The organism is Enterobacter sp. DSM 30060, assembly GCF_013375955.1.
In the GTDB taxonomy this organism is placed as follows: domain Bacteria; phylum Pseudomonadota; class Gammaproteobacteria; order Enterobacterales; family Enterobacteriaceae; genus Enterobacter; species Enterobacter intestinihominis.
This window is the reverse complement of record NZ_CP056118.1, coordinates 1,050,038-1,064,752: the sequence shown is the minus strand read 5'-3', so window position 1 is coordinate 1,064,752 and position 14,715 is coordinate 1,050,038. Positions and strand designations below refer to the sequence as shown.

Below are 14,715 nucleotides of genomic sequence, written 5' to 3'. Positions count from 1 at the left end.
GGCATACAACTATGAAAATCGTAATCGCGCCAGACTCTTATAAAGAAAGCCTGTCTGCCACTGAGGTGGCGCAGGCGATAGAAAAAGGATTTCGGGAAATTTTCCCCGACGCTCATTACGTGTCTGTTCCCGTTGCTGACGGCGGAGAAGGTACGGTTGAAGCGATGATCGCCGCGACGCAGGGCACCTGGCAGCAGGCTGTCGTCACCGGCCCGTTAGGGGAAAAGGTGAAGGCCAGCTGGGGGATCTCGGGCGACGGTACCACCGCGTTTATCGAGATGGCCGCCGCCAGCGGCCTGGTACTTGTTCCTCCCGCGCAGCGTAACCCGCTGGTCACGACGTCGCGCGGGACGGGGGAGCTGATCCTCCGCGCGCTGGATAAAGGCGCGCGCAACATCATTATCGGTATCGGCGGGAGCGCAACCAACGATGGGGGCGCGGGTATGATGCAGGCGCTGGGCGCGAGGTTTACGGATGCGAACGGGACGGAGATCGGCTACGGCGGCGGCAGCCTGATGGCGCTGAACCGTATTGATATTTCGGATCTTGACCCGCGTCTTCAGGGGTGCGCAATCCGCGTCGCCTGTGACGTGACGAATCCGCTGGTCGGTGAAAGCGGCGCGTCGCGTATCTTTGGCCCGCAAAAAGGCGCCACGGAGGAGATGATCCTCGAACTCGACGCCAGTCTTAGCCACTACGCCAACGTGATCAAAAAATCGCTGCGCATTGACGTCAACCCGGTTCCGGGGGCAGGAGCGGCGGGCGGCATGGGCGCGGCGCTGATGGCCTTCCTGGGCGCTGAGCTGAAAAGCGGCATTGAGATTGTCACTCAGGCGCTCAATCTTGAAGAACATATTCACGACTGCACGTGGGTGCTGACGGGAGAAGGGCGCATCGACAGCCAGAGTATTAATGGCAAAGTGCCCGTCGGCGTGGCGAGCGTCGCCAAAAAATACCATAAGCCGGTGATAGGGATTGCCGGAAGTCTGACGCAGGATGTTGGTGTGGTGCATCAGTACGGCATCGACGCGGTGTTCAGCGTATTGACCCGCATCGGTTCACTGGAAGAGGCGTTCCAGGGAGCGTACGACAACATTTACCGCGCCTCGCGCAATATCGCGGCCACATTGCAGGTAGGCATGCGTAGCCAGGGGTGACAGCGGCGCGCAAACCCTCTATACTGCGCGCCGAAGCTGACCAGACAGTCGCCGCTTCGTCGTCGTCCCTTTCGGGGGAGACGGGCGGAGGGGAGGAAAGTCCGGGCTCCACAGGGCAGGGTGCCAGGTAACGCCTGGGGGGGAAACCCACGACCAGTGCAACAGAGAGCAAACCGCCGATGGCCCGCGTAAGCGGGATCAGGTAAGGGTGAAAGGGTGCGGTAAGAGCGCACCGCGCGGCTGGTAACAGTCCGTGGCACGGTAAACTCCACCCGGAGCAAGGCCAAATAGGGGTTCACATGGTACGGCCCGTACTGAACCCGGGTAGGCTGCTTGAGCCAGTGAGCGATTGCTGGCCTAGATGAATGACTGTCCACGACAGAACCCGGCTTATCGGTCAGCTTCAACTTTTTTAAAAACAATAAGTTGATGTATCTCAGGCACTTAGAGGCACAAATGAGATACAGCATGGGATACATCAACGATTGTTACCTACCTCATACGCTTCAGCGTAATGGCGTTTTCTACGCTTACCTCAGATTGTCTGATAACCAGTTTTTCCGTTGCTCGCTTGGTACGGATAGCCCGCGTCGATGCCAGTTTCTGATCTCCCGATTAACGCCATTCTTCACTCTTTTGCGATCTGGTACTATCCACCGCGATCAGTTACAGAGAATCATACGAATGATGAAAAAACTCTCCCAGCATGACATTGATGCTTTTGTTGCCGCACAACATGCGGAGATTTATGGTTATGTTGAGAATATCCCCTCTGACGCTCGCCAGCGAAAAATTAGGGGAGATGAAACTCCGCCGTTATCACCTGATGTAGGTCAGGTGTTCGCAGCGTTTTTTCAAGAGTTCTACGAAGATCAACTCCTCAACGGTGAAGCATCCCCGACAGAATCCTTTTTTCTTGAGTCTCTGGCTTTGCGTTTCGACATAACGGGCATGGAAAGTGCCATTGCCGCCGCAGCGTCAAAGTACGATATTCTTTTGCACCAGTCTCAGAAGGCCAATGCAGCTTTTCTGAGTAAAGATTTTTCGACGTACTCCCGGATCCTCAACGATCTGAAACAGAAAACTCCTCTACCTGTCGCAGTGTCTCCGGTTGAAGAGCCTGCGCCAGTGATGACACTGCAAGAGGCATGGGATGGTTTTCTGGTGTTCAAATCAGATTGGAATCCAAAGATTCGGAAGGGAAACGAAAAGTACTTCACGGTTATCAGGGAAGTACTGGGGGCTGATACGCCAGTGAATCAAATTACCCGCCGCGATATCAAAAACTTGCTCGAAGTGGTGGAGGGCCTACCCCTTCAGAACAAGAAGCCATATAACAAGATGACGGTTCGAGAGTGCTTAGATCTTGATGATATTCCCGAAGATGATCTTGTGGCACCGAAGACCGTTAAAGATTATCTGAAGCTATGCCAGGGGTTGTTCTCTACCTACCTAACATCTGAAATGGATATACTGGCATCTTCACCGACGCTAAACGTCCGTTATGAAGCGCACAGCAAAAGCTATGGAGACTATAGCAAAACAGAAATGCGCAGGCTGGTGGCCCACTTCAAAACTCTATCAGGTTGGAAAAAGTGGATACCGCTCCTCCTTGCCTATACTGGTGCACGTCGGGCAGAGATCGCCAAACTAAAGCGTTCGGATGTTCGTCTTGATGATGATTCCCAGCGTTACTACATCATGATTGATGATACCAAAACCGAAGCAGGTACGAGGCAAGTACCGCTATCACTTAATCTGCTTGAGCTTGGATTTTTGGACTACGTAGAGGGATTCTCTGCTGGCGATTCGCTTTTCCCTGACCTGACTAACTTCAACCAGATCACCCACTTTTTCCACGATATTCGTGAGGCTCTTGAGATCCCTTATCTCAATGACTATGGCGCTCGCCGCATTGTGCACAGCCTTCGCCACACTTTTATTACAGAAGCGCGAAAAACTAACGAGCTTACGCCAGTTCAGAAGGTGGTCGGACATGAGCATAGTGGGGAAGGGCAAACCCAGCGATACACCCACAAGTTTACTGTGACGAATTTACTTCCAATAGTTGATGGTATTTGCTGGGACTAAACTCCCACAAACTCCTCTGTAAGTGCAGGGGGAATTCTCCCCCTACTTTTATAAATTATGGCACACAAAGTGTGTCTCTCATCAAGTGTGTCGCCACTTAGTATTGTGTAGTTTATTGATTCCAATAACAAAGATAATAAACCCCTTGACAAATGAGAATGATTCGTGTTACTATGTAGTTAAGGGGAAGATTTCCCCGACAACCCACCGAAACACATAAAATCCCGCAGGTGCCAGTTTCTGCCTCTTCTCCTTGGTAGGCTGGATCAATCCGCTTGCGGGTTTTTTATTACCATCAGGAAATCATTATTTGGAAAATAAAAACTTAGCGTCAATCGACGTAACGGACTCCGCACGTCTGCGCGGCAAGGTAGACCACACCACATGGCACGCGTGCAAATCGCGGCTGAAGATGGCAGGACTGCCGCAGACACCGAAGCGAATCGGCTTCCTTCTGTGGCTTGAATACCAGCAGCATCACGTCTTTACCTTCGAAGATTATGTGAACAAGTGGGGCTACAACAACGCCCACCTGCATCTTAATGAGTATGAAAAAAACGAGCTTATCCATCAACATGATGGCTATTTCCTAAGTCAAGCAGCTACCAGCTACGATAGCCCATTCCGCTGTAAGTGCTGCAAATCTATCAACCTGAACAAAATCCTAAAAGCAAAGGAGCGCATTATTAATGAAACTAACTAAAGAACAAACAGCCCTCATCCAGCGTCTTTATGACGAACGTATCACGCAAGCGGAAAAAGTAGCATTGTCCGAAGTCAGCACCACCATCGTCTTCAACGAGGTGTTCCCGCTGGTCATCACTAAGGCGGCTGCTTATCTGGACAACGGTTACATCCTCAATCCTCAAGCCTGCAACCATTATCAATCTTCGCCTTTCTTCGAGGTGAGCATGTTTAAACCGGAGATTCTGCTGGTACAGGAACGCCAGGAGGCTGTAGCGGCGGCATCTGAACGTCTGAAGTCTGATATCGCCGCAGAAGTGTTGGAAATCGTCCGTCAACAACGCCAGCGAAAGCAGGAAGCAGTAGCAGCCGAACAGTCAGCCAAAGACGCTATCACTACTGAACAAGCGATCTTCGCAGCATTCGAGGTGTGATGGTAGACGTACAATTTCAACAGTTCGCTATGCCGTCAGATTCCCGGCGGTTAGCCTCCCGGCAACGCCCGGCTTACAGAGAAATGATGTCCTCACTCCAGGATGGTAAAGACCCTATTACCGGCACCAGACTAAATTCTCCATGCATCGACCATGACCACGATACAGGGACATGTAGGTTGGTCCTCAATCGCTCAACAAACACGTTTGAGGGAAAGGTGCGAGCCTTCCTAATTCAGCAGGGTTGGAAGCCGCAGCAGTTCGCTCAGCCGTTATTTGATGCATGGTTGGGACGTAATGATGCAGTAACCACGCAAATTTATGAGTTCGCTCTGGAGATCTGGCACTACCTTAGCTGGGAACATTTCCTGAAGTACATCAGAAACCTCGGCGTTTATTACGGGACAGCATGGGCGTACTACGACCATTTGCTTTATGAAAAGCCTTCAACAACAGGAAACTAAGCCATGCAGTTAATCGTTCCAAAAGACATTGAACAATGGTTAGACGAAACGCGCGAACACCGTTCACGCGCAGCACAGATTATTAAACTTTTATACGACGCACAGGAGCACGATACCTATGATCCAAAAGACGACCACACACTCAGCCACACTTCCAGTTGAAGCCTTCTCGTTACACCTGCGTAGTCAAGGATACGCCCTGATTTCACTGCCTGGTGGAGTTAAGCTACGCAACATCAACACATGCACTGATCACGGTCTCGATTCCCTTGCAGTACATTACGCTCGTTTTTCAGGAGGCTCATGGAACCCACAATGGCAGTCAGTTGTATTTAGAACACTTCCATTCATCGCTCAAAGCATCTTCAATCCGGCGTTGCCGTCTGGCCTTTCTGAGGATGGGACACTGAACACATATCGCAGATTCTCCAGTGACAAGGCTCCAGTAGACATCCTTACACCATGGTTCGAATACTTAGTGAGGATGTTCCCGGATGAAACGGATCGCACCAACGTCTGCGCATGGTTAGCACACTGCTTCCAGCGTCCAGAAGAACGCCCAACATGGCATCTCGTGATCCCATCTGATACCGGAACGGGTAAAGGGTTCCTCTTTCAGCAAATACTGACACCACTGTTGGCGGGACAAACCAAACATTATTCGAGCTACGCTCAGCTGACCGAAAAACATAACGGCGCGTTAGCCGATAATCTGATAATTGTTTTCGATGATCCTCCGAAAGCAAGCCGCCGAGTTGCAGAATCACTGAAGTCTATACAGACCGAACCAACAGTGGACATTAGACCGTTATACGAGAATGCCCGTAAGGTAGCGACATACACGCGATTCATGACGTTTAGCAACAGTCCAACGCCAATAGAAGTGGACGATAACGACCGCCGCCACTATGCGACACACTTCATTAAGCACCAAGTGGATCACGATGAAACAGCAGCATTCATCGTACGCCTTAGCGACTGGTTAGAAGCTGGCGGGCTGGAGGCCATCTATCGTTGGTTCATGCAATACGATCTCAGTGACTTCAATCCATACCGACCACCACACAGCGCAGCGTTGGAACGGATGAAACAGGCAAGTGTCTCCCCGGCAGAGTCAGAAGCGGCAGTATTCACCGAAAGCCACCAAGTGTTCTCTTTCAATGCTTTTCGTGAAGGTTGTCCGGCATTCAGTCGGGACAATGAAGCAACGGATTGGCTAAGTAAACACGGTTATACCAGCGCAAGATTATTCACTCTCACTCGATTTAAGGACACTCCGTTAACAAAGGGTGCGCTTTGGTATCATTCTGACATGGATAAGGGACACGCACGTGAATGGTATCTGTCGAAATACTACCCTCAGATCGAAGCTGCATAACAGCCCTAAAACGGCCCTGACAAAATAGAGCCGTACTATCCCAGCCCTTGGGAAATAAGGCCTAAACGGGGCAAGCGTCCCTAACGGCCCTAAATCTTTTTTTCTTATTCATTAAGACTGTGACAACCCAGTTGGAACATAACACGTGTCCAATCGTTCGTTATGCGTGGCACCTTGGCTAATGGCGAAGGTCGCCACCACGACGAAAACGCATGTTTGCTTAACAACTTCGTGTAAACGCGAAATTAAAAAAACTTATCTATCCCCTGATCCGAGGAATATCGGACAGGATTCATCATTCCCCAAATGGCGCAGCAGAGCGCCAGAGACTTTATCTATGGCAAGACAAAAAAACTCTGAAATTGATGCTCAGTTAAGAGCGTTGGGTGCGCCAACAGGCGCTATAAACGGTGTTTACAACGAATGGGAGGGATTGCCTTTCGTAGAGGTAGTTCCTGGTTTCTTGGTTTTGCAGCAGGATCTGAACGATGTAATCCTACCAGCAGAATCGCGTGAGCCGATTAATTACGATCTGGAAGAGTTCTATCTGAACGTGAGTGGAAACCGAGCGTGGCGCTGGCGTATTGAAGATGGGCGGTTTATTGCCTCCACAGGCACTTGTGATTGATAAAATGTACGGCAGGAGTGGCGTTTTCATCACATTGCTGTGCACTTACTCTGCATCATCGGTTTGAAAGGTTTTGGTATATGGACATTTTCCTTTGGTGACGTAGGTGAACAGATAAATGCTGTTCTGGTACGTACAGAGCGTCTTTCCACTCTCCGTCGTTTCCTGCTGAGGAGCGGACATTGTGATCTGTCCTGCTGCCGCCAACGGTGAAAACAGTAGCCCACATATCACCACCATTTCTCTTCTCACAACTTCCTCCCGTTGATTTCGTTATCAAAATCTATCCATTCATAACAACTGCACATAAATGTTATAGTTTCAATGTTGATCAATTTTATCGATCGATTCAATAGAAATTGATCGTTTTTGTCAATTAACAATTTTATAATGGCTCCCGATGAATTCTTAACTGACAACCAAAAAAGGAAGACCATGAAAAGATTGATTCTCACGGCGCTGATCATTCTCCCCTTCGCCTCAAGTGCAACCACATTCACCTGTAAGGCCATTCAGGAAGGGCAGATCGATTCTGGTAGCCAAAAATCTTCAGTCGAGACTCGCCTCGATGTGCAGGACAAAAGCATGAAGGTCAGCATGGGTGGTAAAACCTGGCGGCTGGGTTTCATTGGAGAGAAAAGTATTGCGAAGATGTATGCCACCCCTGACGGTGGAATAGCGGTCACTTATATTGACAACGGTAGTGATCCTGTTTTCGTTATGCGCCCAACTAACAACGACGGGCAGACCGCTATCTATACGCTTAGTTTGTGTTCTGAGGCTTAAAATTAGGCGTGAGCAATCACGCCATTTCCTTTTTGATGCGGTAAAAAGTGGCGCGTGATACGCCAGCCAGTTCCATCACTTTAGCGGGTTTGTGTCCTGCACTGAGTAATGATTTAACAACCTCCCTCGCTCTTTCATCCTTAGCCTTACCGACATACACACCCGCCTTTTTTGCTTTCTCGATACCTTGCTTTTGACGTGCACGACGAGTCTCATAATCCTGACGGGCCATGGTAGCCAGCATATCGATCAGCATGTTGTTAACTGCCGCCATGATGCCGTCCACTACAAGGGAAGATTTTTTCCCTTGAAGCATATTCCATGAGGTGGGCAAATCCACCACCACCAGCTTTAATCCCTTATCCTGAATGGTACGCTTCAAACTTTCCCATTGTGCGGCCTCCAGACGGCTCAGGCGGTCGATAGACTCTACCAGCAATAAATCCCCGTTATCAGCCTCATCAAGCAACAGAGATAGCTGAGGACGTTCAAGGGAAGCACCGGAAGCATTCTCGACATATTCCTTGCTGATAGCCCATCCACGTTCCCCTGCAAACTCACGCAACGCCGGGACAGCACGTGTGGAATCTTGTTCTCTGGTAGAGGCTCGTGCATAAATTAGGACGTTCATCATTTGTCTCTTTGAGGTTTCATTTCAATACTCAAAGTATACAGTACGGATGAAACGTTATCAATTCTCTACTATCGATACCCTAATGATACTAAATATCACGTTGTCAGTGAGGTATACCCTAAAGAGATCTCTAAGATGAAGGTAAGAAATTTGTGATTTGAGAGGGTAAACAGAATTGATGATTCTTTAGACGATAACTGAAAGCTGATACATTGATATTTCTAACTATAAAGTGTAAAAGGAAGTCAATCTCATGCCAAAGATTCGTCATATAGAGGTAGAGAATTTTCGGGTAATAAAAAAACTTTCGTGGTCACCATCCCCTGGTCTCAACTGTTTAATTGGTCCTGGCGACTCAGGCAAATCGACGATTCTTGATGCCATTGACCTTGCTCTTGGGGCAAGGAGATCTTACACATTTAATGATGCTGATTTCTATGGCTTAGATGTAACTAAAAAGATCACTATTTCTATAACGATCGGAATGCTTAATGATGAATTATTGAACTTTGAAAGATATGGGCCTTTTTTAAGATCATTTAATTCTGAAACATGTGAAATTCATGATGAACCACATCTGGACTATGAACCTGTATTAACGTTAAAACTTGTTGTTGAGAGTGATTTAGAACCAGATTGGCGGCTCTATTCATTAAGAGCAGATGTTGACGGAGTTGAGCGTCGTCTTCCATGGAAACATCGTGAGATGATTTCTCCATCAAGATTAGGTGTTACTCCTTACAATAATCTCGCATGGGGTAGTCGATCAGTGCTTAACAAACTTTCGGAGGAGAGGTTTGATGTCACATCTGTCTTAACACAATTATCACGACAGACTCGTAATGCGTTTGCTGCTAATCCGATAGAAGGTTTGGATAAAGTTCTTGAAGACGTAAAATCAATAGGTAACAAATTGGGCGTGCCTTTAGGAGAGCTTAAGGCATTATTAGACGTTAATGGAATCACCTTGTCTAACGGAGCTATTAGTCTGCATGGTAGCGATGGGACTCCTTTGCGGCAGTTAGGTACTGGATCCTCCCGGTTACTTATTAGCGGTATACAGAAAGCTACGAGTCAGTCAACAATGTTACTGGTTGATGAGGCCGAGTATGGGCTGGAACCATACAGAATATCAAGGCTCCTTAACGAATTAGGGGCGAAAGAAGAGAACCCATTACAACAAGTATTTTTAACTACTCATTCACCATATGTTTTGCGAGAATTACAGTCAAAGCAATTACATGTTATAAGAAAAAAACCTCCCCTGCATCAGGCCGATGGTATATCTCATAATATTCTCAGCTTAGGTGGTGGTGATGATCAGCAGGCGACGCTGAGAGCTTGTGCTGAGGCATTTTTTAGTAAAAAGGTAATAGTTGGTGAAGGTGCTACTGAAGTCGGAATTATTCGAGGATTAGAATTATATTGTCAAGATATCAATCACGAAGGCTTTCTATCTAAAGGTGTTTTTTGCACTGACGGGAACGGCGGAAGTAATTATTTTGTTCGTGCTGAGATTTTCTCAAGTCTCGGTTATCCTACGGCAATCCTTAAGGATTCAGATATTCAAGATGCCGCACATGCGGGCCAAACAGCGCAATGTATTGCAAAAGGTGTAAGGATTTATGAGTGGGGGCATGGTTTATCAACAGAGGGTGCCATTTTTTCTTGGTGTGATATTACGCTTATTCCTAAGCTAATCAACCTTGCTATAGAACTTAATGGTCGACAAGAGGTTGCCCAGCATATTGAAAACAAGTCAGCTAATCAGTTTAAATTGGAGAATTGTTTAAACCAGCCGGAAGAAAGAATGCGCATGGCCTTATATCAGGCAGCAGGAAGCTATAAGTGGTTTAAAAATATAGCGAAATCTGAAGAGTTATCACGAAAATATATTGGACCAAACTTCAAAACTTTTAAAAATGAGTTCCAAATTGTACTGAATGGAATTTATCAGTGGGCTTGTGAAGAAGGCCATCAGCAATGAATATAAACCAAATACTTACTTCTGAACGTGGGTCTGTTGTAGCTCCCGCTGGATGCGGTAAAACACAGCTAATCGTTGCCGCTTTAAATAATCCACACAGTAAACCTATTTTGGTTCTAACTCATACAACTGCTGGGGTTGCAGCCCTTAAGAAGAGGCTTAGGAAATTTAAAATAGCAAACCAAAATTTTGTGGTAACAACTATCGATGGTTGGGCATTACGAGTTGCTCACAATTTTGCTGCATCTTGCCCCATGCACTCGTCGGCAGAAAGCCCTAAGCTATTTTATCCCGAGATGCGGCGGGTTGTTAACACATTCATTGCTTCTGGTGCTCTGTCTAAAATTCTTAAAGCATCGTACTCACGACTTTATGTTGATGAGTATCAAGACTGTAATATGGATCAGCACCAGTTAATCGTTTCACTTTCCAACCAATTACCGACAGTAGTTTTTGGTGATCCTATGCAATGTATCTTTGATTTTAGTGGTGCAATGCCTGACTGGGTGTCTGAGGTTGAGCAACAGTTTCCATTGTTAGGAACCCTAACGACACCTTGGCGATGGAATAATGCCAATTCTCCAATATTGGGAGAATGGATTCTTCAGGCTCGTGAAATTTTAATGTCTGGAGAAAAGGTCGATTTGAGTTCTTGCCCCCAGCACATTTTTTGGCATCCCCTTAGTGGAGATTATCAAACTGATCGTTCCAGCAATTACAAAGTCGAACGATCGATATTAGAACTCTATCCTAATGACAGCTTATTAGTCATTGGAGCGTCTATGGATGAACAATCTCGTCACAGTTATGCTCAGGGAAATCCCCGTATAGATGTTGTTGAACAGGTCCAACTTTCGGGAATTATAACGGCAGCTCAGGAATTTGACGAAAAGAAAGGTAAATCACTTGCTGATTCAATCGTAGATAATGTATCTAAAATGATTACGAATGTTGATGCAGCAGTAACTAAGCGCCGTATTGATACCATTCTAAACGGTCGTAATGAAAAACCGGCTACAGAATGCGAACAAGCATTATGTGATGTTGTAAATTCCAATTCACGGTCAAGTATTTTATCTGCTCTTCTGCAATTGGAAAAGAATGACGGGGCACGTGTTTATCGTAAAGCAGCCTTTAAAGCCTTAAAAGATACAATATCTATGTCTATTGGTAGTCCACAGAAAAGTATGTTTGAGTCAGCTTCTATCATTCGCGAGCGTTTACGACAAGTAGGAGATAATCGAATACCAAAAAGGGCAATAGGTTCCACGTTACTATTGAAAGGGCTTGAAGCAGACCATTGTTTGATCCTTAATGCTCAAGGCCGTGGAATGAACGCGAGGCATCTTTACGTTGCTCTTTCAAGAGGGGCAAAGTCAGTCAGTGTTTTTTCTACACACCAATATATAGGATGATTAAGCGATTGATTAGACAAGCCTAAAAATATTGAATCTTTAACTAATCAATTGATTTTAAAAGATAAATTTCATGCTCATTGGAAAGGAGTGATTAATTGCCTACTGATATTCGGCGGAGATGCCAGTGAGTAAGGCGGAGCTCTTTTGAACGGTGCTTAACTCTTTAAGCATTGGCGCGGTAAACCAGTTACTAACCTAAGTTTTTGTTAGTATCCTTTTGATATTAAATAATTTTTAGTCTTGCGTGCAGTGTTATTGGAGACAGATTTCAAGTATTGATAGAAAATATGTAAAACACTGTTTAAATAAACAGTAATAAAATTTCCATCTGGGTTAAATGAGTGATAGAGTGTCACTCATGAGACCCATTGGAGGCATTATGTCAGAATTTGAATTACTGGCGCAGGATCTTCTTGAAAAAGTAGAAGCAGAAGAAAAGCAGCGACAGGAAAATGATAGAAAACTCATTGAGCAGGTACTGGAAATCTATGATCAAAAGTATGTGGCTGAGCTCTTAAGAAAAGTTGGCAAAAACGATTGGAGCCGGGAAACGCTTAACCGCTGGATCAATGATAAATGTTCCCCCAAGTCATTGAGCTCAGCCGAAGAGGCACTTCTTCGAAAAATGCTTCCGGAACCGCCAGCAAATCATCCAGAGTACGCGTTTCGTTTCGTTGACCTTTTTGCCGGGATTGGCGGGATTCGTAAGGGATTCGAAGCGATCGGGGGCCAGTGTGTCTTTACAAGCGAATGGAATAAACAAGCGGTACGCACCTATAAAGCTAACTGGTTTAATGACGAGCAAGCGCATACATTTAATCTCGATATCCGAGAAGTCACCCTTAGTGACAAGCCAGAGGTATCAGAGACAGATGCTTATGCCTACATCGACGAACATGTTCCAGACCATGATGTGCTTCTGGCTGGCTTCCCTTGCCAGCCCTTCAGCCTTGCGGGAGTGAGTAAGAAAAATTCGCTGGGTCGCGCACATGGTTTTGAGTGTGAGGCTCAAGGAACACTTTTCTTTGATGTGGCACGCATTATCCGGGCAAAAAAACCAGCCATTTTTGTGCTTGAGAACGTCAAAAACCTGAAAAGCCATGACAAAGGTAAAACCTTTAAGGTCATCATGGAAACGCTTGACGAGTTGGGTTATGAAGTTGCCGATGCAAATGACATGGGGAAAAGTGATCCTAAAGTCATAGATGGTAAGCGTTTTCTTCCTCAGCATCGTGAACGTATCGTTCTGGTGGGTTTCCGTCGCGACCTGAATATTCACAATGGCTTTACCCTCCGCGATGTCAGTCGATTTTATCCCGAACAACGTCCATCCTTTGGAGAGCTACTGGAACCAGTGGTTGATAGCAAATATATCCTCACGCCTAAACTCTGGGAGTACCTTTACAACTATGCTAAAAAGCATGCAGCTAAGGGCAACGGTTTTGGTTTTGGTCTCGTTAACCCCGAAGATAAAGAAAGCGTGGCCCGCACACTTTCTGCTCGTTACCATAAAGATGGATCCGAGATTCTGATAGACCGTGGCTGGGATATGGCAGTAGGTGAAGTCGATTTTGCGAATGCTGAAAACCAAGCTCGCCGACCACGTAGACTGACTCCCCGCGAGTGCGCACGCCTCATGGGCTTTGAAACGCCAGACGGCAAGCCTTTCCGGATTCCGGTTTCTGACACTCAATCATATCGTCAGTTCGGTAATTCCGTTGTGGTCCCTGTCTTTGAAGCAGTAGCCAGACTACTGGAGCCTTACATTCTCAAGGCTATTTCTGCCAAGCCTGATAAGACATAACGGATACTCCCGGCTTCCACATGCCGGGAGCTTCTTATGGCAGTTCTGCGTAAAGCCCTGTGAGCTCAGCGATAAAAGCCCCCAGCGTCATTAGTTCACCTCTCACCGCTTCCGGATATTTCCTGTGTAATGATGATGGTACAACCAGTTTTACCCCTGCATCTCGCATTTCACTATGCTGAGCCTGAGAAACTCCCTCCTGTAGAGTGAAAAGGTGTATCTGCCTAATTTTATCCGCCTCGTTTAGTATCTGACGCCAACGGTCTTTGCATGTTGTCTTCACGGCTAACATACGGAGATTTTCTTCGGGATATCCGATATCGTGGTAAGCCTCAGCAGATGGGAATAGAAAGTCAGGTTTTTTATTGCCCTCAGTTACTGCTTGCGTGGCAAAGTGTCGTAGACCATGCTCAACGAAAAGATGTTCAAGATGTAGCTCAAGTGACTTTCCCGCTCTTGATTTTCGGCGATTACTGACGGAATTTGCCAGTGCAATGAACTCATCGACTGAGCCAAACCCCTTACGAATGATGTCCAGTACGTGAAACTCTTCTACCAGAAGAAAAATGTCGTACTCTATACGGCGTCGATCGATCAACTGTTCGTCTGGGTCATTGGAGTTTTTTGCGTAGTGCCCGCCAGCATACTGGATAATTTCACTACCTGATGGGAACTGCTGCTTCCAGGCGTCAGGTATATTGTATTTATGATTCACTGGGACATGTTGTAGAGACAATCCCCCCAGAATTTCACTGGATGGCCCAAATAAAAGCGTCCCAGGGATGACTTCCCCTATAACGGACTCAATAATATTCTCTTCATCAGGATTGACGCAGACCCATATGTTCACCTCTGAACTATCACCGCCTTGCTCATCCTGCTTGAAGGCCAGAAGCGTAAGGGCTCCTGTATTTTCAGGATCTTGGAGTGGGCTTCCTCTTCCCCAGCGAGTGATTCTTCTCTCATTCCGGGTCCCGCCAAAAAAACGATTATTGTAATAGATAGCCCGAGCCTCGCTGTCCGGATACTCATGTGATGAAACATGCGCGGTAAGAAAAACAGACGGGTTCAGTTCTTGGGTATTGTTGATGGAAGGAAGTAGTTTTTCAGCGATGTCGGAAGAAATATATAGTCCTACCTGATGTCCACCTGTTGCGCCAGTATCATTGGCAGACAATCGTTTGATATAGAGAAAGTAATTGTCACCAGCTATCCTGAGCAGCCAGTCCTGAAAAACCGACATAAGCATC

Annotated in this window: 14 protein-coding genes and 1 other RNA gene; 12 read left to right on the top strand and 3 right to left on the bottom strand. The window is 46.6% G+C overall.

All coding sequences use genetic code 11. The features are described from left to right. Window positions 1-11: 11 nt before the first annotated feature. From garK to HWQ15_RS04990, 8 genes are all read left to right on the top strand, one after another. A complete protein-coding gene (gene garK / locus HWQ15_RS05025) occupies window positions 12-1,157 on the top strand; it encodes a glycerate 2-kinase (protein ID WP_022649489.1) in 1,146 nt (381 codons plus the stop codon). A gap of 32 nt (window positions 1,158-1,189) precedes the next feature. Continuing rightward, window positions 1,190-1,566, top strand: an RNA gene (rnpB, locus tag HWQ15_RS05020) — RNase P RNA component class A. Between the two features lie 275 nt (window positions 1,567-1,841). Further along, the gene (locus tag HWQ15_RS05015) at window positions 1,842-3,248 is read left to right on the top strand and encodes a tyrosine-type recombinase/integrase (RefSeq protein ID WP_237764634.1); all 1,407 of its coding nucleotides are present in this window, start codon (window positions 1,842-1,844) and stop codon (window positions 3,246-3,248) included. Between the two features lie 310 nt (window positions 3,249-3,558). Further along, a complete protein-coding gene (locus HWQ15_RS05010; RefSeq protein WP_063155287.1) occupies window positions 3,559-3,951 on the top strand; it encodes a hypothetical protein in 393 nt (130 codons plus the stop codon). Beyond that, window positions 3,938-4,366 (top strand): hypothetical protein, encoded by a 429-nt coding sequence (locus HWQ15_RS05005; protein ID WP_063155288.1) that lies wholly within the window; start codon window positions 3,938-3,940, stop codon window positions 4,364-4,366. Before HWQ15_RS05010 ends, HWQ15_RS05005 begins: the two co-directional genes overlap by 14 nt. Beyond that, window positions 4,366-4,830, top strand: a complete 465-nt coding sequence (locus HWQ15_RS05000; protein WP_063155289.1) for a hypothetical protein — start codon at window positions 4,366-4,368, stop codon at window positions 4,828-4,830. Before HWQ15_RS05005 ends, HWQ15_RS05000 begins: the two co-directional genes overlap by 1 nt. Window positions 4,831-4,948: 118 nt before the next feature. Then, complete coding sequence (locus HWQ15_RS04995; protein ID WP_063215981.1) at window positions 4,949-6,208, top strand: primase-helicase family protein; 1,260 nt, start codon at window positions 4,949-4,951, stop codon at window positions 6,206-6,208. Window positions 6,209-6,389: 181 nt separating this feature from the next. Beyond that, the gene (locus HWQ15_RS04990) at window positions 6,390-6,836 is read left to right on the top strand and encodes a hypothetical protein (protein ID WP_223825989.1); all 447 of its coding nucleotides are present in this window, start codon (window positions 6,390-6,392) and stop codon (window positions 6,834-6,836) included. A gap of 45 nt (window positions 6,837-6,881) precedes the next feature. On the opposite strand, the gene HWQ15_RS23170 is transcribed toward HWQ15_RS04990, so the two are convergent. After that, window positions 6,882-7,076 (bottom strand): hypothetical protein, encoded by a 195-nt coding sequence (locus HWQ15_RS23170; RefSeq protein ID WP_063155292.1) that lies wholly within the window; start codon window positions 7,074-7,076, stop codon window positions 6,882-6,884. Between the two features lie 195 nt (window positions 7,077-7,271). On the opposite strand from HWQ15_RS23170, the gene HWQ15_RS04985 reads away from it, so the two are divergent. Beyond that, a complete protein-coding gene (locus HWQ15_RS04985) occupies window positions 7,272-7,622 on the top strand; it encodes a hypothetical protein (RefSeq protein WP_063155294.1) in 351 nt (116 codons plus the stop codon). Between the two features lie 16 nt (window positions 7,623-7,638). Here HWQ15_RS04985 and HWQ15_RS04980 read toward each other — a convergent pair whose 3' ends face one another. Then, entirely contained in the window at window positions 7,639-8,253 is a 615-nt protein-coding gene (locus tag HWQ15_RS04980) for a recombinase family protein (protein WP_063155340.1), read from the bottom strand. A gap of 256 nt (window positions 8,254-8,509) precedes the next feature. Between HWQ15_RS04980 and HWQ15_RS04975 the strand changes: the two genes are divergently transcribed. The 3 genes from HWQ15_RS04975 (at window position 8,510) to HWQ15_RS04965 (ending at window position 13,465) form a co-directional block, all read left to right on the top strand. Beyond that, window positions 8,510-10,243, top strand: coding sequence for an ATP-dependent endonuclease (locus HWQ15_RS04975; RefSeq protein WP_059288141.1), 1,734 nt, complete (start codon window positions 8,510-8,512; stop codon window positions 10,241-10,243). Next, the gene (locus tag HWQ15_RS04970) at window positions 10,240-11,658 is read left to right on the top strand and encodes a UvrD-helicase domain-containing protein (protein ID WP_074143544.1); all 1,419 of its coding nucleotides are present in this window, start codon (window positions 10,240-10,242) and stop codon (window positions 11,656-11,658) included. Before HWQ15_RS04975 ends, HWQ15_RS04970 begins: the two co-directional genes overlap by 4 nt. 382 nt (window positions 11,659-12,040) lie before the next feature. Next, window positions 12,041-13,465, top strand: a complete 1,425-nt coding sequence (locus tag HWQ15_RS04965) for a DNA cytosine methyltransferase (protein WP_063155341.1) — start codon at window positions 12,041-12,043, stop codon at window positions 13,463-13,465. A 34-nt stretch (window positions 13,466-13,499) separates the two neighbouring features. Here the strand turns inward: HWQ15_RS04965 and HWQ15_RS04960 are convergent, their stop codons facing one another. After that, window positions 13,500-14,708 (bottom strand): type II restriction endonuclease, encoded by a 1,209-nt coding sequence (locus HWQ15_RS04960; RefSeq protein WP_047351815.1) that lies wholly within the window; start codon window positions 14,706-14,708, stop codon window positions 13,500-13,502. Between the last annotated feature and the right edge of the window lie 7 nt (window positions 14,709-14,715).